The organism is Paraburkholderia sp. LEh10, assembly GCF_017814945.1.
GTDB lineage: Bacteria > Pseudomonadota > Gammaproteobacteria > Burkholderiales > Burkholderiaceae > Paraburkholderia.
This window is the reverse complement of sequence record NZ_JAGIPX010000005.1, coordinates 56,574-71,772: the sequence shown is the minus strand read 5'-3', so window position 1 is coordinate 71,772 and position 15,199 is coordinate 56,574. Positions and strand designations below refer to the sequence as shown.

General features: G+C 62.8%; 15 protein-coding genes and 1 pseudogene. 8 read left to right on the top strand and 8 right to left on the bottom strand.

Annotation, left to right across the window (positions count from 1 at the left end; all coding sequences use genetic code 11):
* The first annotated feature begins 226 nt into the window (after nt 1-226).
* Nucleotides 227-802: an H-NS family nucleoid-associated regulatory protein gene (locus J8I87_RS05775; protein ID WP_209930483.1), complete on the top strand. Its 576-nt coding sequence runs from the start codon at nt 227-229 to the stop codon at nt 800-802.
* 565 nt (nt 803-1,367) lie between these two features.
* Here the strand turns inward: J8I87_RS05775 and J8I87_RS05770 are convergent.
* Both J8I87_RS05770 and J8I87_RS05765 read right to left on the bottom strand, forming a co-directional pair.
* On the bottom strand, nt 1,368-1,628 hold the full coding sequence (locus tag J8I87_RS05770; RefSeq protein WP_209930482.1) for a DUF1488 domain-containing protein: 261 nt from the start codon (nt 1,626-1,628) through the stop codon (nt 1,368-1,370).
* A 242-nt stretch (nt 1,629-1,870) separates the two neighbouring features.
* Nucleotides 1,871-2,746, bottom strand: a complete 876-nt coding sequence (locus J8I87_RS05765) for a LysR substrate-binding domain-containing protein (protein ID WP_209930481.1) — start codon at nt 2,744-2,746, stop codon at nt 1,871-1,873.
* Nucleotides 2,747-2,862: 116 nt separating this feature from the next.
* Between J8I87_RS05765 and J8I87_RS05760 the strand changes: the two genes are divergently transcribed.
* Both J8I87_RS05760 and J8I87_RS05755 read left to right on the top strand, forming a co-directional pair.
* Nucleotides 2,863-4,380, top strand: coding sequence for an MFS transporter (locus J8I87_RS05760; RefSeq protein ID WP_245253720.1), 1,518 nt, complete (start codon nt 2,863-2,865; stop codon nt 4,378-4,380).
* 101 nt (nt 4,381-4,481) lie between these two features.
* Nucleotides 4,482-5,921 (top strand): PLP-dependent aminotransferase family protein, encoded by a 1,440-nt coding sequence (locus J8I87_RS05755; protein ID WP_209930479.1) that lies wholly within the window; start codon nt 4,482-4,484, stop codon nt 5,919-5,921.
* Here J8I87_RS05755 and J8I87_RS05750 read toward each other — a convergent pair whose 3' ends face one another.
* Nucleotides 5,922-6,110 carry a DUF2970 domain-containing protein gene (locus J8I87_RS05750; protein WP_209930478.1) on the bottom strand — a complete coding sequence of 63 codons (189 nt, stop codon included), beginning with the start codon at nt 6,108-6,110 and terminating at the stop codon, nt 5,922-5,924.
* A gap of 281 nt (nt 6,111-6,391) precedes the next feature.
* Between J8I87_RS05750 and J8I87_RS05745 the strand changes: the two genes are divergently transcribed.
* On the top strand, nt 6,392-6,859 hold the full coding sequence (locus J8I87_RS05745; RefSeq protein ID WP_209930477.1) for a PRC-barrel domain-containing protein: 468 nt from the start codon (nt 6,392-6,394) through the stop codon (nt 6,857-6,859).
* A 132-nt stretch (nt 6,860-6,991) separates the two neighbouring features.
* Here J8I87_RS05745 and J8I87_RS05740 read toward each other — a convergent pair whose 3' ends face one another.
* Together J8I87_RS05740 and J8I87_RS05735 are read right to left on the bottom strand one after the other, a co-directional pair.
* Nucleotides 6,992-7,888: a fructose bisphosphate aldolase gene (locus tag J8I87_RS05740; RefSeq protein ID WP_209930476.1), complete on the bottom strand. Its 897-nt coding sequence runs from the start codon at nt 7,886-7,888 to the stop codon at nt 6,992-6,994.
* Between the two features lie 213 nt (nt 7,889-8,101).
* A complete protein-coding gene (locus J8I87_RS05735) occupies nt 8,102-8,518 on the bottom strand; it encodes a PPC domain-containing DNA-binding protein (protein ID WP_209930475.1) in 417 nt (138 codons plus the stop codon).
* A 239-nt stretch (nt 8,519-8,757) separates the two neighbouring features.
* Between J8I87_RS05735 and J8I87_RS05730 the strand changes: the two genes are divergently transcribed.
* Complete coding sequence (locus tag J8I87_RS05730; protein ID WP_209930474.1) at nt 8,758-9,294, top strand: SRPBCC family protein; 537 nt, start codon at nt 8,758-8,760, stop codon at nt 9,292-9,294.
* Nucleotides 9,295-9,460: 166 nt separating this feature from the next.
* Nucleotides 9,461-10,984: a CoA-acylating methylmalonate-semialdehyde dehydrogenase gene (locus J8I87_RS05725; protein WP_209930473.1), complete on the top strand. Its 1,524-nt coding sequence runs from the start codon at nt 9,461-9,463 to the stop codon at nt 10,982-10,984.
* Between the two features lie 102 nt (nt 10,985-11,086).
* Here J8I87_RS05725 and J8I87_RS05720 read toward each other — a convergent pair whose 3' ends face one another.
* Nucleotides 11,087-11,980, bottom strand: a complete 894-nt coding sequence (locus tag J8I87_RS05720; protein ID WP_209930472.1) for a DMT family transporter — start codon at nt 11,978-11,980, stop codon at nt 11,087-11,089.
* Nucleotides 11,981-12,481: 501 nt separating this feature from the next.
* Here J8I87_RS05720 and J8I87_RS05715 point away from each other — a divergent pair.
* Together J8I87_RS05715 and J8I87_RS05710 are read left to right on the top strand one after the other, a co-directional pair.
* The gene (locus J8I87_RS05715; protein ID WP_209930471.1) at nt 12,482-12,751 is read left to right on the top strand and encodes a DUF1488 family protein; all 270 of its coding nucleotides are present in this window, start codon (nt 12,482-12,484) and stop codon (nt 12,749-12,751) included.
* Between the two features lie 199 nt (nt 12,752-12,950).
* Nucleotides 12,951-13,106, top strand: a complete 156-nt coding sequence (locus tag J8I87_RS05710; RefSeq protein ID WP_209930656.1) for a hypothetical protein — start codon at nt 12,951-12,953, stop codon at nt 13,104-13,106.
* Nucleotides 13,107-13,195: 89 nt separating this feature from the next.
* Here J8I87_RS05710 and J8I87_RS05705 read toward each other — a convergent pair whose 3' ends face one another.
* On the bottom strand, nt 13,196-14,206 hold the full coding sequence (locus J8I87_RS05705; RefSeq protein ID WP_209930642.1) for a DUF2891 domain-containing protein: 1,011 nt from the start codon (nt 14,204-14,206) through the stop codon (nt 13,196-13,198).
* A gap of 131 nt (nt 14,207-14,337) precedes the next feature.
* Nucleotides 14,338-15,133: pseudogene (locus J8I87_RS46240) on the bottom strand (NAD(P)/FAD-dependent oxidoreductase).
* Nucleotides 15,134-15,199 lie beyond the last annotated feature (66 nt).

Here is a 15,199-nt window from a genome sequence, read left to right as displayed (position 1 = left end):
CTTATGGATTGAGTGGATAATTGGGCAGTTTGACTTTGTGGACAATCAACTCCGATGCAAGCTTTTTGACATTCGCGGCACGCTCTTCCGGTTGCCGTTTTAACCTTTCCACCAGAACTCAGGTGGCAGAACGAAAGGCGTTTGTGTTTTCATGTAATGGATGAACTCTAGCCATATATGACTTGTCCATGGCATAGTGCCGGTATCTTCAATCAGGAGTATCAAGATGGCTACACTCGAAGCACTTCAAGCAAAGATAAAAAAGCTTCAGGCCCAGGCGGAGGCGATCGCCTCGCAAAAGTCGACGGTCGCGCTGGAAAACATTCGGGCATTGATGGCAAAGCACAATTTGACCACGGCGGACATCGCTGCGCATCTCGGCCATAAGAAACGTGGTCGTCCTTCGCTGAAGTCGGCAGGTGTGCAGACAAAAGGTGTCGCCAAATACATGAACCCTGAAACGGGCGCGACCTGGACGGGACATGGCCGGGCACCTGCCTGGATCGCGGCGGCGAAAGACCGCAACAAGTACCTCGTTGGCGGCGCGTCGGCCCAGGCGGTCAAGCGCGTAGCCGTGAAGGGCGCAGCGGGCAATGGTCAGCCGAAGGGACCGCAGCCTGCCAAGTATCGTCACCCTGAAACAGGGGCGACCTGGAGCGGCCGTGGTCCCGCTCCGGCGTGGCTGGCGGCCGAAAAGGACCGCAGCAAGTTTCTGGTCGGAGGTGCAAAGGCCGCCGGCGCGAACGGCGTTGCCAGAAAAAGAACGGCTGCCACGAAAGCCGCAAGAAAGTCCCGCGCATAAAAGATAGAAGCGGGCGAGGCTTTGGTCTCGTCCGCTTCTTTGTGCCTGATTCATTTGCGGATTGGGCGCGCGTCAACGCTTCTCTTTTCTCCGCAGCGCACAAGGGCGACGTGCTGAGCGTCGCCGTGAGCCGTATCTTTTCCGTCTGACCGGGTGGCTTGCGACGACCAAGGAAAATCCGTTATTGCCAAGGGGCAAGTTTCCTTGAAAGCGATTGGCAAGTTGGCAACACTTTGTCAGGTTGCCTGCTTTGGGTTCAGTGGATAAGTTTCGACGCGAAGACAAGTCAATGTCTGCGATGAAAACGACTCGTTTCAGATGTGCGCCAATGGAACGGGAGGCGAGCGGACTGCCGCTCTTCTTTTTACGTCGATCCCGATTAGAGCGACGACTCGGTTCGAGTACCGTAGAGGCGGTCTTTAACGCCCTTGTGCGCGGTGTTTCAAGCGAATGAGAGGAGAAATTGCCTCTTCGGCACTAGCCGAGGTTTCGGCGTTCGCCTGTACCCGGCGGCATCGCGCGCCGGCCTTGCTTTCCGGCGCGCGGATGCCGCACTTGTCTTTAGCTAGTGAAAGTCACGGGTCTCCAGTTCGACCGACTGTCCCCCATTTCGCTGTAGCACGCGGCGCGCTGCCGCTTCAATTGCCTTCCGGTTACCTTCGAACGCTGCGATCAGATCGTGAGACGACGTACCCGTATTGCCGAAGTGGTCGTTCAGGGCGTCGATTGATACGCTGCACCATACCTCTTTTCCTTCGACGGTCGCTTCGAATGCGACTCGCGATGCGGCAACGACATGCCGGCGGCTGGTGAATTCGATGGTCATTTGATTTCTCCGTGAGTGCCAGTGAGATTCACGAACGCACCCTCGTGCCGCCTGTCGGGCGCGTTTTGCGCGGTCCTGGGCCCGGCAGACCGGTCTGGGGCATTCGCTTCGGTGCTGTGCAGCAAGGATCGATCCAGTCCGCTTCGCGCGATTCCGATGGTGACGGCATGGCGTCGGGCGGCAGCATCGTTCTCCAATGATAGGACGCGGGCGGCGTAAAAGCCCGGGAAAGTACTCATTCGCTAGTCGGCTGTGCCTGTCATCTGTCCGATCAGCCGCTTCGTCGCGGGCGAGTGCTCGTGTTTCCGGAATACGGCGGCGACCTCCGACACGATCGGCTCGCCCGCCAGCGTCTTGAAGACGACGTTCGGCAGGTTGACGGCCCGCGTCAGCACATTCGGCACGATGGCGATGCCCGCGCCCACGGAAACCTGCGTCAGCACGGCGAGCAGCGTGCCCGGCGCGCTGACGATATGCGGACTGAACCGCCCGCGACGCGCGATTTCCCGCGTGCCGAGATCCTGCTCCGGCACGACGAACGTTTCGCCCGCGAGCGAGCGCGCCTTGATCGGGCCCGTCGCGGACGCCAGCGTATGTTCGGCGGGAACCGCTGCGCAGAACGCATCGCGCGCCAGCACATGCGCGCGCAGCGACGGCGGCAGCTCGACGGGCAAGCGCACAAACGCGACATCGACGCGGCCTTGCTCCAGCAGCGCGGGAAGCTCGCCCATCGCATGCTCCGTTGCCTGCACGAGCACGTTTGGCCGCGCTTTGCGGAACGCGCGAATCTGCTTTTGCAGGATGCCCGAAAAAGCCGCCGAGCCGACATAGCCGATATGGATGCGCCCCAGTTCCCCGCGCCCGGCCCGCTGGCCGATATGCAGCGCGCGTTCGAACTGTGCGATGGTTTCGCGTGCTTCGACGAGAAACGCTTCACCCGCAGCCGTGAGCGCGACCGAGCGTTTGGTGCGGCGAAAGAGTTGCACCTGCAACACGCGCTCCATTTCCTGGATTTGCACGGTCAGCGTGGGCGGCGCAATGCCGAGCGCCTCCGCAGCCTGCGCAAAATGCAGCCGTTGCGCAACGGCGATGAAATAACGCAGATGCCGGAGTTCCATGAGCCGTACTTTCCGTATTAGGTGTTGCCTAATTATATTCAGCACGAAGGGCAATGAACGGAATAGAAAAAGCTGGTGGAATACGCACTTCCATCCGTTTACACGAAGCCATTCCGATGAGCTCGATCACGACCACGCGTTCTGCCTCTCGCGGTACGCCGCTCTTGCTGATCGCGTCGATGGGTTGCGCAATGACGGTGCTCGACACCAACGTGGTCGGCATCGTTCTGCCGACCATCGCGCGCGATCTGAACGCTTCGTTTGCCGATATCGAATGGGTGATCAGCGCTTACGTGCTGTGTTTCGCCGCGCTATTGCTGCCTGCGGGATCGCTGGCCGACCGCTTCGGGCGCAAGCGCGTGTTTCTGCTAGGCATAGCGCTATTTTCGATCGCATCGTTAGCATGCGGCGTCGCGCCGAACGCGGCGCTGCTGTATATCGCGCGTGCCGTGCAGGGCGTCGGTGCGGCCTTCCTGCTTGCGCCCGCGCTCGCGATCATCGGACACGCATTCCATGACGAGCGCCAACGCGCGCGGGCCTGGGCGGTGTGGGGCGGCATCATGGGCCTGACGATGGTCCTCTCGCCGCTGATCGGCGGACTGATCAACGCGTGGCTGGGCTGGCGATGGGCATTCGCGATCAATGTGCCGATCTGCGCGATGCTGGCCACGGGCGTGATCAGGATCGTCGAGGAATCGCGCGATCCGACGCCGCGCGCGCTCGACCTTCCCGGCATCGCGCTGTTCGCGGCCGCGATGTTCTCGTTGACGTGGGCGCTGATTCTCGGCCCTGACAACGGCTGGTTGAGCACAGCCGTTGTGTCGCGCGCGGGTGGCGCGGTCGTTCTGTTCGCCGTATTTGCGACGGTCGAAAAGCGGCGCGCGCATCCGATGCTCGATCTCGCGCTGTTCCGTTCGCTGCCGTTTGTCGGGGCGATCGTTGCGATGTTCGCCTATGCATCGTCGGCGCAGGTGATGGCTTCCCTGTTGCCGCTTTTCTTGCAAAACGCGCGTGGCGAAAGCGCGCTCGGCGCGGGGGCGGGGATGCTGCCCTTTGCGCTCGCGATGCTGATCCTGCCGCAGGTCGGCCGCAGGCTCGGCGCTTATCTGGACTCGCGGCGCATCCTGGCGCTCGGGTTGTCAGTGGTCGCATCCGGCAACCTGGCGATGATGGTGGCGGCTCGCAGTGCGAATTCCGCGTGGCTGATCGTTGCAATGGCGCTGCTCGGCAGTGGCGGCGGTCTGCTGAACGGCGAGACGCAAAAGGCGATCATGGGCACGGTGCCGCGCGAGCGCGCGGGCATGGCTTCCGGCATCAGCACGACATCGCGCTTCACGGGCATTTTGCTTGGGTTTTCCGGTCTCGGCGCGGTGCTGGCCGAGGGGGTGCGAGGCGCGTTGGCCGAACAGATGTCGCGCATGCATCTGCCGTTCGTGCCGGGTTTCGCCGAGCGCGTGATGGCGGGAGATTTCACGCGAGCCTTCACGCTATATCCGCCGGCATTGACGGATGCACTGGTCGGCATTGCGCGCTCCAGTTACGGCACGGGCTTCTCGCGAGCCTTTGCCGCTGCCGCGATGGTGGCGGCCGTATGCGCAGCTGTCGTATATCTGTCGATGAAAGGCAGGAGGTGAGAGCAGGAGGGAAGAATCAGCAGACGTTGATCGCTCGGGCCTTGACCGATTAGTATAAAAAGCTTCAGTTAAAAAGGAGCGCCCGCAGCGCGCAAGGTTCGATGACTCGATATGAAGCACTCGCCAATACGATGGCGGCCGAAATACGCTCGGGCAGCCTCGCCGTAGGCGCGCGCATGCCGTCGTTGCGTCAGGTCATCGCTCAGCATGGCGTGAGTCAGTCGACTGCGTTTCGCGCTTACTATCTGCTTGAAGAGTGGGGGCTCATTCGCGCACAGGAGCGCTCTGGCTATTACGTCGCGCCCGGCGCGGCCGTTCGCGGCAAGCAGGAGGCCGTTGCAAGGCGCGCGCTTGCCGAGTCCGCGAAGGTCGATATCAGCGAGCTCGTGTTTAGCGTGCTCGAAGCGGCAAAGCACACGAACGTGGTGCCGCTCGGGTCCGCGTTTCCTTCGCCTGTGTTGTTTCCATTGCCGCGCCTTGCCAAGTCGCTTGCGCAAACCTCACGGTCGATGAATCCGTGGAGCACGGTGGTCGATTTGCCGCCCGGCAATGAAGCGTTGCGCCAGCAGATTGCGTTGCGTTATCTGGGCATGGGTCTGTCGCAACCACTGGATGAAATCGTCGTCACCAATGGCGCGCTTGAAGCGCTGAATCTTTGCCTGATGGCAGTGACGCGTCCAGGCGATGTAGTGGCCGTCGAGTCGCCCGGCTTTTATGCCGCGCTACAGGCGATCGAAAGACTCGATTTGCGCGTGGTCGAAATTCCTGTCGATCCGCAAAGCGGACTCGATCTCGATGCGCTCGCTCAAGCGCTCGACAAGCATCCGATTCGCGCGTGCTGGTTCATGACCAACTACCAGAACCCGACGGGTGCGACGATGCCGCTGGAAAGGAAAAAGGCACTCGTCGAACTGCTCGCGCGGCATGAGGTGCCGTTGATCGAAGACGACGTATATGGCGAACTGCATTTCCAGGCGGATTACCCTTTGCCCGCAATCGCATTCGACCGCAAAGGGCTCGTCATGCATTGCAGTTCTTTCTCAAAGACACTCGCGCCGGGGTATCGGATCGGCTGGGCCGCCGCAGGCAGATTCGCGGAGAAAGTGCAGCGCGCAAAGCTGATGACGACGCTCTCCGCGAGCATTCCCGTACAGGCTGGCATCGCCGACTATCTGCAGCATGGCGGCTACGACCGGCATCTGCGCAAATTGCGCGCCGCGCTGCGTGCGCAACTCGATGCGGTGAATCTGGCGCTAAGGCGCGCAATGCCGAAGGGCGTGAAATGGACGTGTCCGTCGGGCGGTTATTTCGTGTGGCTGGAATTGCCCGAGCAAATCGACGCGTTGATGCTGCACAGACAGGCAATCGAACAGGGCGTCAGTCTCGCGCCGGGACCGATCTTCTCGGCATCGCGCGGTTTCAGGCATTGCGTGCGGCTGAACTTCGGACATCCATGGAGCGCGGACATCGATCGCGCGATTCGCATACTCGGCGAACTGATCGCGAAGGCGGCAGCCGGCGGGCGCGCTGACGCTTCGTAATCAATGCGCGATCGTCACGGCGATCTTCGCAAATGCAAACAGCAGCGCGCCGAACGACATCGCGAGCACAACGGCCATCACGGGAAGCAGCGGCAAGTTGACGGTGGCGAGATCGGCCTCGTGCGCGGCGCCGCGCCGCACGCCGAAGAAACTCCACAACACCATGCGCATCATGTTCAGCAAAGCCATTTTGGTTCTCCTGCAGCACGCGTCGATCGCGCGCTTTCATGGGTTTATCGTAGGCGCGCGAGGTTGTTGACGTAAGAAGCAGTTGCCGTCGTTTCAGGCGCAGCAGCCGTGCGGCGGCGTGTCGCGCCGGCGCTGTTCACTGCCAGGCGGCGTCGATGCACGGGAAAAACGACCCGTGCGGTTGCGCGATGTGTAAAGTTTGCAGGCGGTCGGAGAGCACGCGTACCCCGGGTACACGCCTTGCGCGCGATTTACCCACTCACTTTCGAAGGAGGTGAACCATGGGTTCGATCAATCCGCAAACGCGCAGAACAGGCGGTGCAGATATCGTGGGTGGCGGCGTCGGCGAGGGGCCGGGGCCGGAGGTGATGGCCGCGTCGACGCTCGACGGGACCAAGGTGTATTCGTCAGACGGGGAGCACGTCGGCAAGATCTCCGACATCATGCTCGACGTACGCAGTGGAAGAATCGCTTACGCCGTGCTGTCGGAGGGCGGCTTTCTCGGCATGGGCGCCAAGCTGCACGCGATTCCGTGGAGCGCGCTGACGCTCGATACGGACCAGAAGTGCTTCCACGTCGATATCAGCGCGCAGCGCCTGAAGGACGAACCGGGCTTCGACAAGGATCATTGGCCCTCGATGGCCGAGGCGCAGTGGGGCGAGTCGCTGCACACGTACTACAACCGCGATCCGTACTGGCGCTCGCGCAGCGACTATGTCGATCCTGACGTCCCGCCGACCGCGCATTGATGTGACACACGCTGTTCGTGTCCGGCCGCGCAGATAGAACCGCGCACGGTTGCGCTGCAGTGCCGTCCGGCGGCACTGCAGCCGCGGCCCTTGGATTTCGCGGTCCGCAAGCGCGGCCTCCCGGCCAGCGTGTCAGGCCTTGACGGACGAGGCCTCGTAAATCTCGTCGATCGCTTCTGCGAGTTTCGCGTTGAATTCGCTGTCGCTCATCTGCTTCTTCAGATCGTTGATCAGCGCTCGCGAAAAGCTCGCGATCATTCCGTGGTTTTTCGCGAGCCGCTCGCATGCTTCGGCGCGCGTATAGCCACCTGAAAGCGCGACGACTCGCGCGACGCGCGGATGATCGATCAACGGCTTGTAGAAGTCCGCCACATCGGGAATGGTCAGCTTGAGCATCACCTGCTTGTCGGCGGGCAACGCGTCGAGACCCTTGATGATTTCGTCGCGCAGCGTCTTTTCCGCGCCGGCCTTGTCCGGCGTCTTGATGGACACTTCGGGCTCGAGGATCGGCATGAGCCCGCGCGCGTCGATCTGCGCGCCGTATTCGAATTGCTGCTTGACCACGGCGGCGATGCCCGACGGCGAATTCTGCTCGATCACCGAGCGCATTTTGGTGCCGAAAATGCCGAGTTCACGTGCGCGATCGAGCAGCGCGTCGAGTCCGGGAATCGGCTTCATCAGGCGCACGCCGTCGCTTTCCGCTTCGAGCCCCTTGTCGACCTTGAGGAACGGCACGACGCCTCGGTCTTCCCACAGGAACGACGGGACGGGCTTGCCTTGCGCCTGGCCGTCCATTGTGGCTTCGAACAGAATCGCCGCAATGACTTTTTCGCCCGTGAATGCAGGGGCCGTGATGATGCGAACGCGCATTTCGTGAATCAGCTTGAACATTTCGGCGTCGCCGTTATACGCGTCGTCCGAAATACCATACTGCCGCAATGCGCCCGGCGTGGAGCCGCCGCTCTGGTCGAGCGCGGCGATGAAGCCCGCCTTATCAGAAATCTGCGCCAACATTTGATCATTTGCCACGGACGTTTCCTCCTGGAACAAACGGATTAATGACCCTGCGTTTCCGACCCGACAAGTGTAAGGCATTGCCGCGCGCGCTCCTATATCGCGCGGACTGTGGTCGATCGAACAGACAAGCGAAGAACGTTCCAGGCCGCCAGATGCGCAACCGTGCGGCATCGCGCGCGTGACATTGCGTCCCGCTGCGTCCCGCTGCTTCCATTTCCCGGGCGGCTATTTCCCTTCGATGCCATGTGGCCGGTTGCGTATGAACAGTTCCATGAACCCCGTTTGCGGATCCGGCTCCCGCGAGAACGTGTGATCCGGCAGCAGCGCGAGCAGAACTTCAACCGTCGTTCGCACGACGCAGCCGCGCGCGACATGTCCGCCATAGACGCGCCCCTGCGCGTCGGCGACCGACATGTGCAGGTGCGCGCCTTCCCGTGCTACCGATCCAGCGAGCGTCAGGATTTCGAGGTCTTCGCGCAGTGCGGCTGGCTGGTCCACGCCGGCAAAGCGCAGTTGCGCGGCGCTGAGGCTGCCGATGCCCTGGACGACGAACGCGGCGCAAGCGCCAAGCTGGCGCGTGGCGTCTTCGATAGCGTCGCGCAGGTCCTGGCCGGGGTGCAGACGTAACGGGAGAGCTTGCATCAGTGACAATCGCCTGGGCGTGACGGCATGACGTGAATGTGCGCTGCGGCGTTCGTCCGCGTCTGCGCGCGTGCGCGCGTATTTGTGCATATTGTGCCGGGGACCGCATTCGCTGCTACCGCTGCGAGACAGCGGCAGTAAGATTGCGAGGCCGGCTGCCCACCTTCCCCCTTTATCCCATCAAGCGCCGGCATTTTCCCTCGTGCATTCTGGCGCGCGCCGACCCGGCGCGAACAACGATGAAAACGCTACTGCGAACGATCGTCACGTTGGCGTGCATGGCGGCTGCGCTCGGGATCCTGTTCATCCCGTTGCCGCGCGCGCTCGATCTGTCGACGCGCATCGTCTCGCTGATGCCGATCGCGCGGCCGAGCACCGTTGTCTTCGACTTCGTGACCACGCCTCTTCACTGGCCGGCGTGGCACCCGTCGTCGCTGTCGGTGACGGGCGCGACGGATCATTCGCTCGACATCGGCGAGCAGGTGACGGAAGAGTTTCGCGTTGCGGGGCGGCGCGGACAGGTCGTATGGACGGTCGTCGAGCGCAAGCGTCCGGACAAGTGGACGATCGACGGCATGATCGAAGGGCGGCCCGCCGGCACCGTCAGCTATGCGCTGAGGCCCGCCGCGGACGGCACGCAGTTCGAGCGCACCTTCATCTACCGCTCGCCGACGCTCTGGTTCGCGTTGCTGAACGCGGCGTGGCTGCGCGCGAAGATTCAGGCGGAGTCCGACGAAGCCGTGGCGCGGCTCAAGGATCTGCTCGAAGCGCCGTAGCGAAAGCGAAAACGTGCATCGAGCGAGCATCGGAAGCAGGCGCGATCCAGCACGGTCGTCTGGCAAACGGCAATACAGTGAGGTGCATTCGTATCCGGCTGTATCGGGAATAGCGGCGTTTGCGCCGATACAGTTGGCGGGTCTTCAACGAGCCAGGGGCCCAGACATGAACGCCGTCACCGAAACCGCAGAGCTGTCGGTGCAACAAATCAGCCACTTTATCGGTGGCGCCGTAGTCGAGCCGCAAAGCGGCCGCTTCAAGGACGTCTTCAATCCCGCGACGGGTGCCGTGACGGGCGCGCTCGCGCTCGCGGACACCGACGAGGTCGCGCGCGCCGTCGCCGCGGCGCAGGCCGCGTTTCCCGCATGGAGCGAGACGGCCCCGATCAAGCGCGCACGCGTGCTCTTCAAGTTCAAGGAGCTGCTGAACCGGCACCACGACGAACTCGCGCTGATGATTACGCGTGAACACGGCAAGGTGTTCTCCGATGCGCAAGGCGAAGTGGTGCGCGGCATCGAAGTCGTCGAGTTCGCGTGCGGCATTCCGAATCTGTTGAAGACCGACTTCACCGATCAGATCGGCGGCGGCATCGACAACTGGAACCTGCGCCAGCCGCTCGGCGTGGTCGCGGGCATCACGCCGTTCAACTTCCCGATGATGGTGCCGTGCTGGATGTTCCCCGTCGCGATTGCGTGCGGCAACACCTTCGTGCTGAAGCCGTCGGAGCGCGATCCTTCCGTGTCGCTGTTCATCGCGAAGCTGCTGAAGGAAGCGGGGCTGCCCGATGGCGTGTTCAATGTCGTGCAGGGCGACAAGGTTGCCGTCGACGCGCTGATCGAACATCCCGATGTCGCCGCGCTGTCGTTCGTCGGATCGACGCCGATCGCCGAATACATCTACACGGAAGCCACGAAGCACGGCAAGCGCGTGCAGGCGTTGGGCGGTGCGAAGAACCACCTTGTCGTGATGCCGGACGCGGACCTCGACCAGGCCGTCGATGCATTGATAGGCGCGGCCTACGGTTCGGCTGGCGAGCGCTGCATGGCGATTTCGGTGGCGGTGGCCGTGGGCGATATCGGCGACGCGCTGATCGACAAGCTCGTGCCGCGCGTGAAGTCGCTCGTGATCAAAAACGGTGAAAATGCCGACGCGGAAATGGGCCCGCTCGTCACGGCTGAGCACAGGGCGAAAGTGACGGACTATATCGCGTCGGGCGAAGCGCAAGGGGCGAAGCTGATCGTCGACGGCCGCGCGCTTCCCGTCGCGAATGAAGCGGGCTTCTTTATTGGCGGCACGCTGTTCGACCAGGTCGGCACGCAGATGAAGATCTATAAGGAAGAGATCTTTGGGCCGGTGCTGTGCGTGGTGCGCGTGCCCGATTTCGCCAGCGCCGTTCAACTGATCAACGCCCACGAGTTCGGCAACGGCGTGTCGCTGTTCACGTCGGACGGCGGCGTGGCGCGAGCGTTCGGCCGGCAGATCCAGGTCGGCATGGTCGGCATCAACGTGCCGATTCCCGTGCCGATGGCGTGGCACTCGTTCGGCGGCTGGAAGCGCTCGCTGTTCGGCGATCACCATGCATACGGCGAAGAGGGCGTACGCTTCTATACGCGCTACAAGAGCATCATGCAGCGCTGGCCCGACAGCATCGCGAAGGGCGCGGAGTTCACGATGCCTGTCGCGAAGTAACGTGCTGACGCGTGGTTCGCGATGTTTGCCGCGAGCGCATGCCGCGACGGACGAAGCGAACCACGTCCACCGCCGTCGCGAACACATGCGCGCGGCTGCGTTTCACTCCGCTTCTGTCTGCGGCGCTTTGCGCCGCAACGCCAGCGCGACGCCGCTTAGCGTCAGCGCCATCGCGAGCGCTTCTTTCCAGCCCAGCGGCTCGCCGAGCGCGAGCGCCGCGGCGACGATTCCCATGATGGGCACGAGCAGCATGCCGATCGACGCAATCTGCGGCGGCAGCCGGCGCAACGTCGCGAACCACGCGAGATAGCACACGCCCATCGGCACGAGCGTCATATAGATCAGCACGGCCCAGCCGTCCGCATGCAGCGACGCATAAACGGGACGCTCGATCAACAGCCCCGCGGCGATCATTGGTGCGCAGCCGAGTCCGACCTGCCACGCAACCAGACTGATCGGCGCAACGGGAATCGGCGTACGGGCGATCACGGTGCCGAGCGCGAATAGAACAGCGGCGAGCAGCGCGAACGCGATACCGGCGATCTTGCCGGCGTCGAATGCAACGCCGCGCCCGCCGAGCAGCACGACCACTCCGGCGAGGCCGAGCAACAGCGCGAGAAATTCCATCGCGGACGGCCTGCGCGCGAGCATGGGCCACGCGAGCAGCATCGCCCAGATCGGCATCGTGTAGACGAGCAGCGCGCCTTCGCTCACGCTGAGCCATTTCATCGATAGCGTAGAGAAGCCCATCCATGCAAAGACATTCGTGCCTGCCGCGAGAATCAGGCGCGGGATGAACTCGCGCGGCACGCGTAGCTGTTCTCCGATGCTGACGGCAACGACGCCGAGCAAAAGCGCCGCCGTCACGCCCGCGACGCCGCGTGAGAAAAGCGGCGGCCACTCGCGCAACAGTACTTTCATCGCCGGCCAGTTGAGCGCCCATCCTGTCGCCGTGACGAGCAGATAGAAGAGTCCTGCCCAGCGTGCATGCTTCATCGGTGTTTCGTATGCGTTCTTTTAAGAGCCCCGATCATACGGGCTTATACGACGAAACGACCCGCGTGCAACCTGACATATGCCGCAAACGATTGCGTTGTATGCTTGAATACGAGAGCATGCGCGGCGTTGATCAAGCTCGGTTTTCGTCAGACGGAAAGCGTGCGATTCGCCGGCAACTTGCGTGTGGTTCGCGTGCAATTCGCTGCCTTACGCGAGGTGCAACTGCCGATAAAATCGTCTGTCTGATGGCAATGAGGGCTGCTCGCGCGGCCCTTCAAAATGCCAGCTTGCCGCACGTTTTTATCGATGTTCGCCAGCCGTTTGCACGGACAACAGGCACGCACCGGCTAACCAAACGTTTGCTTCGCCAGGTTCGAGGGTTCGCCCGAACTGATTGGTGCCGAGCGGAATGAGATAGTTCGAGTGCGCGAATATCGGCGCATGTTTCATGAAAGCAACACGAAACAAAGGTACATCGCAGCTCACGAGAGGCTGAAAATGGAACAGTCCTTACGCAACTTCGCACTTTCGACCAACGGCCAGTCCGTGACTTTCGATATCGTCGTGCAAAAGCGTGCGATAGGGTGTGCGATTACGCGCGATGCGCTGGAACAGCATTTCTGGCTGGAGCGCGGCGCGGACGAATCGCACCTCACGAAGGCATTCGGCAACGGCCAGCGCCGCATTGCCGCTGTCGCCGAACGCAAGGCGCTTGCAAAGGGCGCCACGCACGTGCTGATTACGGCTGAGGATTTCGAGCACCGTTGAGCACGCCTGCACGTGCGCGTGCGCGGCTTGCGTACATAGGTTCCGCCCAGGCCGCGTCACCGCGGGCAAACCGCCTTCCCTTCATGATCGCGTCCGCTGCGCGAGAGCCGCACGCATGAGCCGATCGCGCTCGCGCGCCGACGCGAGTCTGCCATTTTTCCATTCTGTCCATCTGTCGAGCGCTCAGAGAGTTCGTGCAGTGCGCGACAAGACCAGTGGCCCACAGATGCTCAAGTACTTCGGATCGGCGGGCGTGTTCGTGTTTATCGTGGGCGCGATGCTGATCGTGATGCTGGTGATCGGATTGATGGGGCCGCGCACGCGAGGCGTCGCACTCGACGAGATTTCACGCTGATCGACGCGATCATCGTTGGCTCAACGGAATGGCCTGTGTCCTGATGGACACGGGCCATTTTTATTGCGGTGACGCTTGTCAGGCGAGCGCTACGCTTCCAGCGCGAGCGTCGCGAAAGTGGCGAGCCAATGCTCACCCATATAGTCGCCCGCGACATGCGCCAATGCACTTTCCAGATGGACGTCGGCTGCTTCGAAGAGCACGGCGCGGCGCGGATCGTCGTTCGGCAGCGCGCGCGCAAGCGAGCGCTGGCACCATGCGCGGCTCAGGTTCAGCCCGTCCAGATGGGCGATCTTGCCGTCGCTGCGGTCGGTGACGGTAGCGGGCACGAACAGCGTCGCGGGCCGATGCTGCGCGAGATCGGGCAGAAAACGCGTGAACCAGCCGGCAAACTCGGCGGGCGGCAGGACGCGGCGCATCAACTCCGCTTCCATCAGCGAAGGCGACAGGAACTCGTCGCCCGACGGTTCCCATGCCTGGCATCCGGCATCGTTCAAATACCAGCGCTTCGCCGTATCGACGATCAGTTTTGCAAGCGAATCGCGTTGCGTGCGATGCGCGAAATCGAGCGTGAGCGCCAACGCGAACGCCGTATTGAAGTGCGTGCCGACGCGCAGCGGATACGTCGCCTTCGGCAGGAACTCTTCGAAGCGCTCGACGAATGCGGCTGTCAGCGGCGCGATCGTGCTCGACCAGCGTTCGGCTTGCGGCAGCTTCAGCGACGCGACCTGGCCCGACAGCGCGAGCAGCCACGCCCATCCATAGGGACGCTCGAAGCCGCGGTTGTGCGGCAGATCGAGATACGCGCGCTCGCCCGCGACCTTGTCTTGCGTGAAGTGCTCGTCGACCACGGCGACGATGCGTTGCGCTTGCGGCAACTCGGGGAAGCGTTCGATCAGATGCAAGATCAACCAGTAGCCGTGCACGCACGAGTGCCAGTCGTAGCTGCCATAGAAGACGGGATGCAGCGCACGTGGCCCCTGCACGTCTTCGGGGCCGGCGAGCGAATGAGTGAGCTTGTTCGGATACTCGCGCGTCAGGTGAGCGAGCGCGAGGTCAGCGAATTTCGATGCGATTTCAGAAGTGAGCACGGCAGTCATCGACGCCTCGTCGTAGACATGGAGGTTACGGTAAGCCTTCAATGCTGCCGTCCTGGCGCGTCAAAGGCGAGGAGCACATTCTGCCCTTGTCCAACCTGTTCTGTCATGTGCGATGCGTGTTGCAGCGCGGCTTAGAACAGCTCGCGAATGCGGTGATAGAGCATGCCCAGTTCGAGAGCGGGCCCGCGCAGCGCCGGGCCGCCCGGAAAGCGCGCGTGCCTGAGCCGCGCGAACAGATCGAGCGCCGCCGTATCGCCTGCGATGGCCTTCGCGACGATGCGCCCCGCGATGACTGTCAGCGCGACGCCATGACCCGAAAAACCCTGCACGTAGAAATAGTTCGGATCGATGTAGCCGAAATCGGGCGCGCGCTTGCGCGTGATGTCAACGAAGCCGCCCCATGCATACTCGATCTTCGCGTCCGCGATCTGCGGAAAAACGGCGACCATGCGCGTGGATGTCGTCGGCGAGCTGTGCGGGCGACGCACCCGTCGAGCTGGCGCGGCCGCCGAACAGCACACGATGATCGGCCGATACGCGAAAGTACTCGAGAAAGAAGTTGTTGTCGCAGATGGCGGCGCGGTCCTTGATGAGCGCATCGGCGCGTTCCTTGCCGAGCGGCTCTGTCGCCACGATATACGACGCGATGGGCGCAATGCGCGCGGCGATTCGATCGGGCAGCACGTCGCCGAGCGTCGCGTTGCCGCATGCAGCGACGAAGCGGCAGCGCACCTCGCCCGTCGCGGTGCGCACGACAGGCCGCGCGCCGCGCACGACTTCGAGCACGGGCGAAGGCGCGAACAGTTGCGCGCCATCGCGCCGCGCGGCATCGGCAAGACCCAGGCAGTACTTGAGCGGATGCAGGTGGCCGGACAGCGCATCATGGACGCCCGCCAGATAGCGCCCGGACGCGATCCGCGCACGCACTTCGCTCGCGTCGACCCACGAAGCGTCTGGCGTCCATATGTTCAATGACCGTTTTCAGTTGCGCCC

Bases quoted from the DNA above. Each gene is read 5' to 3' on its own strand.
- J8I87_RS05750 (WP_209930478.1), bottom strand. From the start codon at position 6,110: ATGGCTTTGCTGAACATGATGCGCATGGTGTTGTGGAGTTTCTTCGGC.
- J8I87_RS05745 (WP_209930477.1), top strand. From the start codon at position 6,392: ATGGGTTCGATCAATCCGCAAACGCGCAGAACAGGCGGTGCAGATATC.
- J8I87_RS05755 (WP_209930479.1), top strand. From the start codon at position 4,482: ATGACTCGATATGAAGCACTCGCCAATACGATGGCGGCCGAAATACGC.
- J8I87_RS05765 (WP_209930481.1), bottom strand. From the start codon at position 2,746: ATGGAACTCCGGCATCTGCGTTATTTCATCGCCGTTGCGCAACGGCTG.
- J8I87_RS05715 (WP_209930471.1), top strand. From the start codon at position 12,482: ATGGAACAGTCCTTACGCAACTTCGCACTTTCGACCAACGGCCAGTCC.
- J8I87_RS05770 (WP_209930482.1), bottom strand. From the start codon at position 1,628: ATGACCATCGAATTCACCAGCCGCCGGCATGTCGTTGCCGCATCGCGA.
- J8I87_RS05720 (WP_209930472.1), bottom strand. From the start codon at position 11,980: ATGAAGCATGCACGCTGGGCAGGACTCTTCTATCTGCTCGTCACGGCG.
- J8I87_RS05775 (WP_209930483.1), top strand. From the start codon at position 227: ATGGCTACACTCGAAGCACTTCAAGCAAAGATAAAAAAGCTTCAGGCC.
- J8I87_RS05760 (WP_245253720.1), top strand. From the start codon at position 2,863: ATGAGCTCGATCACGACCACGCGTTCTGCCTCTCGCGGTACGCCGCTC.
- J8I87_RS05730 (WP_209930474.1), top strand. From the start codon at position 8,758: ATGAAAACGCTACTGCGAACGATCGTCACGTTGGCGTGCATGGCGGCT.
- J8I87_RS05735 (WP_209930475.1), bottom strand. From the start codon at position 8,518: ATGCAAGCTCTCCCGTTACGTCTGCACCCCGGCCAGGACCTGCGCGAC.
- J8I87_RS05705 (WP_209930642.1), bottom strand. From the start codon at position 14,206: ATGACTGCCGTGCTCACTTCTGAAATCGCATCGAAATTCGCTGACCTC.
- J8I87_RS05725 (WP_209930473.1), top strand. From the start codon at position 9,461: ATGAACGCCGTCACCGAAACCGCAGAGCTGTCGGTGCAACAAATCAGC.